This is a genomic window from Terriglobia bacterium, assembly GCA_036496425.1.
Classification (GTDB): domain Bacteria; phylum Acidobacteriota; class Terriglobia; order 20CM-2-55-15; family 20CM-2-55-15; genus 20CM-2-55-15.
Window position 1 is genome coordinate 1 of sequence record DASXLG010000238.1, and the last position, 8,879, is coordinate 8,879.

Here is an 8,879-nt window from a genome sequence, read left to right on the forward strand (position 1 = left end):
TTCAGCCGCACGAGATCATTATTTATTGCCCGTCTTTCGAGATGTCGTTGTCGGAAGCCGAAGTTCCGGCAAGGATGGACCACGAGCAGGTTCTGCCTTTGTCTGCAAGTAACAATGACGAAATCCGTATACTGAAAGACAAGCACAAGGGATTATGGAAATTCTTTGTGTTGATCGATCGTGAGGTGTGGGACCGGCGGGATCGTGTGAGCAACGCGGCCACGGCGTATATCGGCTTCGAATGATTTCATCGACTTTCTTCTTCCTCTTTTCTCAGCTCGGCGTCGGCATGATGCTGACCCTTCTGTTTATTTCGCCCCGCAGCATCGGCAACAGCTTCTTCAAGTTCGCCAGCCTGACGGCGGCGATTCTGCTGGGCGTTGTCCTCGGCTTCAATTTTCTGTTCCCGTCGCCGCTGCGCGAAAGTCAGCTGCCGGTGATTTTCCTGGCGGTCTCGGCGGTGTTAACGATCGTCTATAACCGTGTGGTCGACGTCAATAAATTCACCGCGGCCTGGGCGCTGCTGATCGGCGCCATTGCAACAGGCCTGATCTCGATTGCAGCGGACTCCATGGCATTCACGAAATTGATGACGCTGGGAGGGTGGGAGAACTGGGACCTGCTCGTGAACCATGTTGCGGCGACGGCGCTGCTCGGATCAGTGATGCTGACGATGGTGTTCGGACATTGGTATCTCGTGATACCGGGCCTGTCGATCGATCCGCTTAAGCGGCTCACAAAAGTTCTCATGGGCGCGATCGGACTGCGGATTGTGACGATTCTGGTTTCGCTCGCCGTGCTCAACCTCGAGCAGCGGATTCCGATTGCGGCGGTGCTGCGGGAATTGATGATCCAGCAGGGGATGTTTTTCTGGCCGCGGCTGATTTTCGGGGTCGTGGTGCCGATTATTCTGACCGCGATGATCTGGAGCACCGTGCAGCTTAAGCACACCCAGGCCGCGACGGGGTTGCTCTACCTGGCGGTCGTGGCGTTGCTGTTTGGGGAGTTTTTCTCGAAGTTTCTGTTGTTCTCGGTCAATATCCCACTGTGAAGAGTTTCTAGCCGCAGATTACGCAGATCACGCGGATGGATTCAAAGCGACAGAAATCACAATCGGGTCATGGTCCGAGACCGGCTTCCCTTCGGAAGCAAGTTCTGGAATCGCCACTGCCGGCGCAAGGGGACGTACGTCTTTTCCGGCAAACCAGTCGAGTTTCATGGAGCAGGAGCCACCCACGCGGGCCAGCGCCCAGTTGATGAACCAGAAACACCAGCCGGGAACCCATTCGCCCATGTTGAGGTTCGCCGCGAGGTCGGCCACGTTGTAGTGCAGCGTGCACTCTCCCGGAGTATTCAGCTCGCGATACCGGTACCCCTGCCGCTCGAGCTCGCGAAATATCCGGCGGTCGAACCAACGTTCCGGATAGGGGTAGTGATTCGCAACCACATTTCGCACACCCATCAGGACCCGCCGGAGGTATCCAAGGATCGAATACACTGCGCGGCTGGCATCATGCGTGGTCGTGTTCCAATCGCCGCCGATCAGAACCGGCAGACGCGGGCTTAGGCCCTCCAGGTGGTCGAGAACTATCTTCATCTGAAGATATCGATGCCGCTGCGAGGAATGTGCGTCCAGATGGAGAGCGACCGCTCGAAATAATCCCAGCGGATGTTCGATATCCGCGACGACGGCGCGCTGTGAGCCGATTCGTTTTTCGGCGCCCTTCATCTTGTCCTTGCCGTTTGGCAGAACCACGGAATGCGCGTTCCGGATCGGGAATCGGGAAAGCAGGGCATTGCCGTGCAGAGATTCCTGGTTCTCCCCGTCCGCCCGCCGCTCGATTCCGGCGCCCTTGCTCAGCGCGAGATAACAGGGAGCGAAGGCGTAATTCATGCCCAGGGCGGAGGCAAGTTCCTGCGCGACGTTGTGGTTGTCCGTCCGCGCCATTCCCCAATCGAGTTCGGACAGGAGGAGGAGATCGGCATTGGCTAAAAGCGGGTGTTCGCGGAGGAAGCGTACGATGCCGTCCAACCGCATCCCGCGCTCAATATTCCAGGCCACCACTCGAATGGGTTCCTCTGCATGCGGGCGGGCAGGCGCGAAATTCTCGCACCAGACGTTGTCCAGCACGCCGTCGATGGCAGGCTTTAGTTTTCGATAGAGCGGCGAGCTTTCGAGGGCGGCGGTATTCTCGAAACGCGCGAAGTCTGTCAGGAACGGCTGAAACGACTGGTCAAGCTTCAATCGGCGGAGTCTGCTGATTCGGCCAGGAGCTTATCAATGTCTTTGCGGATGCGGGCGTCCTTATCCGAAAGCGCTCCCATGTATTTCTTATAAATCTTCCAGTCTTTCGTCACAACGTAGGTTGTCGGATAGCCGATCACGCCGCCAAATCCATCCACCACATTATCGTTGCCGACCAGAACCGTGTAATTGATGCCGACCTCTTTCATGGTGGGAGCGATGTCTTTATACGGCGATTCGATCGCGATACCGATCACAGCCACGTCCTTGCCCTGATAGTCCTGTTTCAGCTTATTGTAGTGAGGGACCTCGGCTTTGCAGGGATCACACCAGGTGGCCCAGAAATCGATGACGGCGACTTTGCCCTTCAGATCCACAGACTTTAATTTTCCACCGCGGATATTTTCGAGCACGAAATCCGGCGCGCCTTTTGCGGGCGCCAGAGCGGCAGGTTTTTTGGTAGTGCAGCCCAGAGTCAGAAACATCAGGACGACGGCGAGAGCTGTCCTTTTCATCGTCTTACTATAACGTATAATCCGGGCGATGGCACAGCGCAAAGAGCTCCAGAAACTGCTAGCAGAGAAGAAGTTGAAGAAGACATCCCAGCGGGCGCTGATCTGGGCCTCGCTGCTGCAGTCGAAAGGGCACCCGTCCGTCGAAGAACTCCGCGATAGTCTGTTGGAGCAGGGGCACCGGATTGGCCTGGCAACGATTTACCGGACTATCAAAATCCTATTACAGTCGGGATTTATCCGGCAATCGAAGCTGCATGGCATGGGACGTTATGAGCCGGTTATTGGTCAGCCGAACCATCTCCATTTCATATGCAACAGCTGCGGTTCGACGGTCGAGTTTCCCTCCCGCAAAGTCGAAACCCTGATCGCCCGTGCCACCAAAGCCAATGACTTTAAAGAGCGTTACAGCCGGTACGTCATCTTCGGATTGTGCAAGACGTGCCAGCGCAAGCAGCGCAAAAGCGAAAATCTGAATCGAAGGGAACGCCTGGAAGCAACCCTGGTTCGCGACGCCCTGGAACTGACCCTGGCCATCGAGCGCCGCGGATACACCTTTTATACAAATGCTTCGCGAAAAACCAAGAACGGCCGGGGCCGGATCATGTTTCAACGGCTGGCCGCCGAAGAATCCGATCACCTGCGCAGGCTGCAGGCCGAGCACCGGTCGCTGCTCGAGAAAAACGAGTGGCTCCGGCGCGAACCCGCGCGGTTGCCGCTCAGCCGGAAGATCGTGGGAGAGATCTTTCCGCAGAAGGAATTGCTGAAGATCGAGGTGAGAGACGAAACCAGCGATCTCGATGCGCTCAACATCGCCATGAATCTCGAGCGGCGTTCGCATCAGTTCTTCACCGACTTTGCCGAACAAATTACCGATGCTGACGGACGCAAGATCTTCATTGATTTTGCGAAGGACGAGGAGTCGCACCTGGAGGCGCTCCTCACGGAATACAATCAACTTACGAGGTCGGAAAGCCGCGGATTACGCGGTTAACACAGATATGAAACGAATTGCTGTCATACCCGGAGATGGGATTGGAATCGATGTCACGCGCGAGTCCATGCGGGTCCTGCGGCGCGTGAATGACGTTTTCAGCGCAGGACTGGAGTTTGTGGAGTTCGACTGGGGCGCCGAGAAATACCTGAGAGAGGGCATCGCGCTGCCTGCCGGCGCCTTCGAAATGTTTCGCAAGGATTTCCATGCCATCCTTTTCGGCGCTGTCGGAGACCCGCGCGTGCCGGACCAGAAGCACGCCGCCGAAATTCTGCTGGCCCTGCGCTTCGGCCTGGATCTTTACGCGAATGTGCGTCCCGTGCGGCTCTTCCATGAACGGCTGTGCCCGCTGAAGGGCGTCGGCGTGGATGATCTGAACTTCACCGTCGTGCGCGAGAATACCGAAGGCGCGTATGTGAACTCCGGCGGCGTCTTCAAGAAGGGAACGGCGGACGAAGTCGCGACCCAGGTCGAAGTGCATACCCGAAAAGGCGTGGAGCGCATCGTCGAATACGCCTTCCAACACGCGAAACGTCACGGCCAGACGAAAGTGTGCATGAGCGATAAGTCGAACGTGATGGGCTATGCCGGCGACCTCTGGCAGCGATGTTTTAAGGAAGCCGGCGCGCGGCATTCCGGTGTCCAGACGAGCCATCTGTACATCGATGCGCTTTGCCTTCTGATGGTCCGGCAGCCGAAGGACTTTCAGGTGATCGTCACCAATAACATGTTCGGAGACATCGTTACGGATCTGGCTGCGGCGCTGCAGGGCGGACTTGGAATGGCCGCCTCGGGAAATATCAATCCCGGCAATGTCTCGCTGTTCGAGCCGGTGCACGGCTCGTCTCCGCCACTTGCCGGCAAGAACCTCGCAAATCCCATGGGCTCGATCCTCACCGCCGCGCTGCTGCTGGAACATCTCGGCTTGATTGATGCCGCCGCCGCGGTTGAGAAGGCGGTCATCGCTTGCGTCAACGAAGGCCAGATGACACAGGACGTCGGGGGGAAGCTCGGTACGCGTGAAGTGGGGGATGCGGTCCTCGGCAAAATCAAATAGCGTTCCTGGTCTTTTTCAGGCGATCTTCTTCTTGAACGCTTCGTCGATTGTTTCGGTGTGCGGGATGCCCTGCTTAATACGCATTTCCTCGGTCAGGAATACCGCACCGCGGGCGGGACGGAAGCGATGCTTGTACTCCCGGGCATAGACGAATGTAAGCTCCGCGCCGAAAAATAGAATCTGCGAGGAAAAGTAGACCCAGGCGAGCAGAGCCAGGAGCGATCCGGCGGCGCCGTATGCCGACGTGAAAGAACTGCGGCCCAGATAGAGTCCGATTCCGATCTTGCCGATTGCGAATAAGGCAGCGGTCGCGGCGGCTCCGACCCAGACATCGCTCCATGCGATGTTGACGTCCGGAAGAATCTTGAAGATCGCGGCGAACAGGGCCGTGGTCACCACGAACGACAAAGCGAGGTCGGCGAGCGGCCAGAGCCCGGCGGTGAAGGGAAGTATTGTCTGGAAATATCGTGTGACATTGGCGAGAAATGTCGTCAATGCCAGCGAGAAGAGCAGCACTGCAGAAAAGGCCACGATCATCAGAAAGGAAAACAGACGGGTTCTCAGAATGTCCCACCAGAACCGGCGGGGTTTCGGCGTGACCTCCCAGATCGTGTTCATGGCATCCTGCAGCTGGCCGAACATGCCGGTGGCCGCGATGAGCAGCGTGATGACGCTCAATGCCGTCGCCGTTCTGGTGCCGCCCGCATTTTGCACGCCACGAAGGATTGCAACAATCGCGTCCGCCGCATTCGCACCGGCCATCACGGAAATCTGGGCTCGAACGGTCTGGAGCGTGTCTCCCTTGTAGAAGAAACCCATGACCTCCATGAACAGCACGAAAAGCGGGGCGATGGAAAATGCCGCATAATATGCGACCGCTGCCCCGAGGCGCGGAGCCTTGTCTTCCAGCCACTCGTTGAAGGTTGTCCCCAGCAAGCCCCAGAAATGGCACATATTGAATTAGACGTGAATTCAGGCCCGTAGGGCCGTCAGACTGTAGCCCAAAATGTAGTCGCGGGCTTTAGCCCGCGTTCCAGGCCGTCTTCGGGCGGCAGTCTACACCGTGGACGATCCTGTCACAACCTGAATCCGTTTCATCCGTTTCATCTGTTGGGTCCGTGGCTTATCATGGGAGGTTATGCCTAATGACCGATTTCGAAACATAGCAATCATCGCGCACGTTGATCACGGCAAGACCACTCTTGTCGATGCCATGCTGCGCCAGAGCGGAATTTTCCGGGTAAACGAAGAAGTGGTCGAGCGGGTCATGGACTCCAACGACCTTGAGCGCGAACGGGGAATCACAATTCTTGCCAAGACCACCGGCATTCGCTATCACGGGGTGAAGATCAATATCGTCGACACTCCCGGCCACAGCGATTTCGGGGGCGAAGTGGAACGGGCGCTGAAGATGGTGGATGGCGTCGTTCTGCTCGTCGATTCGAGCGAAGGGCCGCTGCCGCAGACGCGATACGTTTTGATGAAGGCGCTGGAGGCCAAACTTCCTGCGATCGTCGTCATCAACAAAATCGATCGCCCGGATGCGCGCATTCAGGAAGTGATGAATGAGATCTTTGATCTCTTCATTGATCTGGATGCCACCGAGGAGCAACTCGATTTTCCGGTCATCTATACGAATGCCCGGGCCGGCATCGCCAAGACTTCGCTTGAAGATGAATCCGCCGCGGACCTCCGGCCTCTGTTCGAAGCGATTGTGACGCGCATTCCCGATCCGCCGGGTGATCCCGAGGGCATATTGCAGATCCTGGTCGCGAATCTCGACTACAGCGACTACCTCGGCCGGCTTGCCATTGTCCGGGTTTTCAACGGCACCCTTCGGCTCGGCGACGAAGTCGGCATCGTCAAGCTCGACGGCGCGCTGCAAAAGACCAAAATCACCAAGCTGTATTCCTTCGAAGGGCTGAAACGCGTCGACGAAACAGTGGGACATCCCGGCGACATTCTGGCGATCGCCGGCGTCGAAGGCATCAACATCGGTGAGACGGTGACGAACCCCGAAAACCCTCTTCCGCTGCCGCACATCCAGATCGATGAGCCGACGATCGCGATGATATTCACGATCAATACGTCGCCTTTTGCCGGCCGCGAAGGCCAATATGTGACTTCCCGCAATCTCCGCGAGCGTTTGGAAAAAGAGCTGCTCACAAATGTCTCGATTCGTGTCGAAGAAGCCGGCGGCCCCGACGCTTTCCGCGTCATGGGGCGCGGGGAGCTGCAGCTGGCAATCCTGATCGAGACTATGCGGCGCGAAGGTTATGAATTGACCGCCGGCAAGCCGGAGATCCTGACGAAGTCGATCGGTGAGAAGCTTCACGAACCCGTCGAGCTGTTGATCATCGATTGTCCTGAGTCGTTTCTGGGCGTTGTGATCGAGAAACTCGGCAGCCGCAAAGGCAAGATGGTGAAGATGGTGAACCATGGTTCTGGCCGCGTCCGCCTGGAATTTCATGTACCGACCCGCGGGCTCATCGGCCTTCGGAGCGAAATTCTGACGGATACGCGTGGCACGGCGATCATGAATTCGCTGTTTCACGGGTACATCGAGTGGCAGGGCGAGATCCCCATGCGGCCGACCGGTTCTCTCGTGGCGGACCGCGCGGGCAAGACAACGGCTTATGCGATCTGGAACCTGCAGGAACGTGGCGAGATCTTCGTGACGCCGGGTACCGAAGTTTATGAAGGCATGATCGTGGGTGAGAACGCCCGCTCCGTCGATCTTGATGTGAACATCGTTAAGGAGAAAAAGCTGACCAACATGCGGTCGTCGACGGCGGATGAAGCCATCCGGCTGGTGCCGCCCCGCATTCTCAATCTCGAACAGGCCATCGAATTCATTCGCGAGGATGAATTCGTGGAAGTCACGCCGCAGACGATTCGATTGCGCAAGAAGGTTTTACAGGCCAACAAACGCTGACGCCGGTCGTCCAAAATAAGAGTGAGGGAATTTAAGGATACAAGTATGAACATGAAAACGAATGGAAATGTCTGGCCGTATGTTGCTCTCGGCTCTGCCATTGGCGGGGCCGTCGGATACTTGTTCATGACCGAATCCGGACAGAAGATCCGGCATTCGATTACTCATCCCGATGAACTCGCGGATAATCTTGAGGATGTGCGCGGTTTCATCGAAAGCAAGGCGAGAATTGTCACCGACCAGGTTCACGGAGTCCTGAACAGGGCGAAGTATGGGATTGAAGAAGGGGAACGGGCCTACCGTGAGGCCGAGCAGAACTTTCAATCGCGCGTCCACGAATTTCAGGGCAAAAGCGGCGACATTGCGTCGGACGTCCATAAGGCGGTCGACAATGTGAACCGGACGGCAGTGACGATCGAACAGAGCGTGCTCGATCCGGTTTGCGAACTGGGCGCCCTCTATCGCGGTATCGACCGCGGCATTCGCGCCGTCTTCGGGAAGAGCACAGCGCAGCTCGAAAGCGAGATCCCGGAGCCGATGTATCGCGACACCAGGGTCATGGGGGATTAGGAAGAGCCACAAAAGGCACATAGCAGAACACAAAAACCCGTTTTTGTGGGTTTTGCTTCGTTATGTGCTTTTTGTGGCTATTTTGTCAGCAACTACAAGAGGCACATGTGCCGCTAGATTTCGTAATCGAAGGATGCGACTTGTTTGCCGCTGTGAACAGTGACGAGGGCGTTATGGACGTTGAGTGACCAGAGCAGGGAACGGATGTAACTGGTGATTTTCTCGCCATCCAGATCGCGCGTGAAAGAGGCGTGCACGTAGTGCATGTCGCCGCTTTTCACGATCAGCATCGTTCCGATATTTTCCCGGCCCTGAAAGAAGTGCCAGCCGTCGGTGGACTCCGTACGCAGGAATCGTGAAAGATCCAGGGTGTAGTCGGAATTTGCGAACACCAGGAAATACTCGCCGGACATCAGTCCTTCCAGGCGCCGAGCAGGCGTGCCAGAAGCACGATCTGGCCGAGATGATACGCATTGTGATCGGCTGCCAGCAGCGCCTGGCGCAGAATGTTTTGCCCCGTGCCGTGCGGAATCTTCGCACAGAGATCTGTTTTGGGATTTGATACG

The 8,879-nt window shown here is 57.0% G+C and carries 10 protein-coding genes; 6 read left to right on the forward strand and 4 right to left on the reverse strand.

Features of this window, described 5'->3' with window-relative positions:
• Together VGK48_16655 and VGK48_16660 are read left to right on the forward strand one after the other, a co-directional pair.
• A partial coding sequence (locus VGK48_16655; GenBank protein ID HEY2382808.1) for a hypothetical protein occupies nt 1–245 on the forward strand: 245 nt, incomplete at its 5' end.
• A complete protein-coding gene (locus VGK48_16660; protein HEY2382809.1) occupies nt 242–1,051 on the forward strand; it encodes a hypothetical protein in 810 nt (269 codons plus the stop codon). The genes VGK48_16655 and VGK48_16660, both read left to right, overlap by 4 nt.
• A 27-nt stretch (nt 1,052–1,078) precedes the next feature.
• Here VGK48_16660 and VGK48_16665 read toward each other — a convergent pair whose 3' ends face one another.
• Nucleotides 1,079–2,245, reverse strand: a complete 1,167-nt coding sequence (locus VGK48_16665) for an endonuclease/exonuclease/phosphatase family protein (GenBank protein ID HEY2382810.1) — start codon at nt 2,243–2,245, stop codon at nt 1,079–1,081.
• A complete protein-coding gene (locus VGK48_16670; protein ID HEY2382811.1) occupies nt 2,242–2,760 on the reverse strand; it encodes a TlpA disulfide reductase family protein in 519 nt (172 codons plus the stop codon). Before VGK48_16670 ends, VGK48_16665 begins: the two co-directional genes overlap by 4 nt.
• A gap of 28 nt (nt 2,761–2,788) precedes the next feature.
• On the opposite strand from VGK48_16670, the gene VGK48_16675 reads away from it, so the two are divergent.
• Both VGK48_16675 and VGK48_16680 read left to right on the forward strand, forming a co-directional pair.
• A complete protein-coding gene (locus tag VGK48_16675; GenBank protein HEY2382812.1) occupies nt 2,789–3,751 on the forward strand; it encodes a transcriptional repressor in 963 nt (320 codons plus the stop codon).
• Between the two features lie 7 nt (nt 3,752–3,758).
• Nucleotides 3,759–4,808: an isocitrate/isopropylmalate family dehydrogenase gene (locus VGK48_16680; protein ID HEY2382813.1), complete on the forward strand. Its 1,050-nt coding sequence runs from the start codon at nt 3,759–3,761 to the stop codon at nt 4,806–4,808.
• Between the two features lie 15 nt (nt 4,809–4,823).
• Here VGK48_16680 and VGK48_16685 read toward each other — a convergent pair whose 3' ends face one another.
• Nucleotides 4,824–5,762: a YihY/virulence factor BrkB family protein gene (locus tag VGK48_16685; GenBank protein ID HEY2382814.1), complete on the reverse strand. Its 939-nt coding sequence runs from the start codon at nt 5,760–5,762 to the stop codon at nt 4,824–4,826.
• 184 nt (nt 5,763–5,946) lie between these two features.
• Between VGK48_16685 and typA the strand changes: the two genes are divergently transcribed.
• Both typA and VGK48_16695 read left to right on the forward strand, forming a co-directional pair.
• Nucleotides 5,947–7,743, forward strand: coding sequence for a translational GTPase TypA (typA, locus tag VGK48_16690; protein ID HEY2382815.1), 1,797 nt, complete (start codon nt 5,947–5,949; stop codon nt 7,741–7,743).
• Nucleotides 7,744–7,788: 45 nt separating this feature from the next.
• Nucleotides 7,789–8,313 carry a YtxH domain-containing protein gene (locus tag VGK48_16695; protein HEY2382816.1) on the forward strand — a complete coding sequence of 175 codons (525 nt, stop codon included), beginning with the start codon at nt 7,789–7,791 and terminating at the stop codon, nt 8,311–8,313.
• Between the two features lie 113 nt (nt 8,314–8,426).
• Here VGK48_16695 and VGK48_16700 read toward each other — a convergent pair whose 3' ends face one another.
• On the reverse strand, nt 8,427–8,726 hold the full coding sequence (locus tag VGK48_16700) for a hypothetical protein (GenBank protein HEY2382817.1): 300 nt from the start codon (nt 8,724–8,726) through the stop codon (nt 8,427–8,429).
• Nucleotides 8,727–8,879: the final 153 nt, after the last annotated feature.

Excerpts from the sequence above, each read along its gene's own strand:
- VGK48_16695 (HEY2382816.1), top strand. The coding sequence starts at position 7,789 with ATGAACATGAAAACGAATGGAAATGTCTGGCCGTATGTTGCTCTCGGC.
- VGK48_16680 (HEY2382813.1), top strand. The coding sequence starts at position 3,759 with ATGAAACGAATTGCTGTCATACCCGGAGATGGGATTGGAATCGATGTC.
- VGK48_16675 (HEY2382812.1), top strand. The coding sequence starts at position 2,789 with ATGGCACAGCGCAAAGAGCTCCAGAAACTGCTAGCAGAGAAGAAGTTG.
- VGK48_16700 (HEY2382817.1), bottom strand. The coding sequence starts at position 8,726 with ATGTCCGGCGAGTATTTCCTGGTGTTCGCAAATTCCGACTACACCCTG.
- VGK48_16660 (HEY2382809.1), top strand. The coding sequence starts at position 242 with ATGATTTCATCGACTTTCTTCTTCCTCTTTTCTCAGCTCGGCGTCGGC.
- VGK48_16685 (HEY2382814.1), bottom strand. The coding sequence starts at position 5,762 with ATGTGCCATTTCTGGGGCTTGCTGGGGACAACCTTCAACGAGTGGCTG.
- VGK48_16670 (HEY2382811.1), bottom strand. The coding sequence starts at position 2,760 with ATGAAAAGGACAGCTCTCGCCGTCGTCCTGATGTTTCTGACTCTGGGC.
- typA (HEY2382815.1), top strand. The coding sequence starts at position 5,947 with ATGCCTAATGACCGATTTCGAAACATAGCAATCATCGCGCACGTTGAT.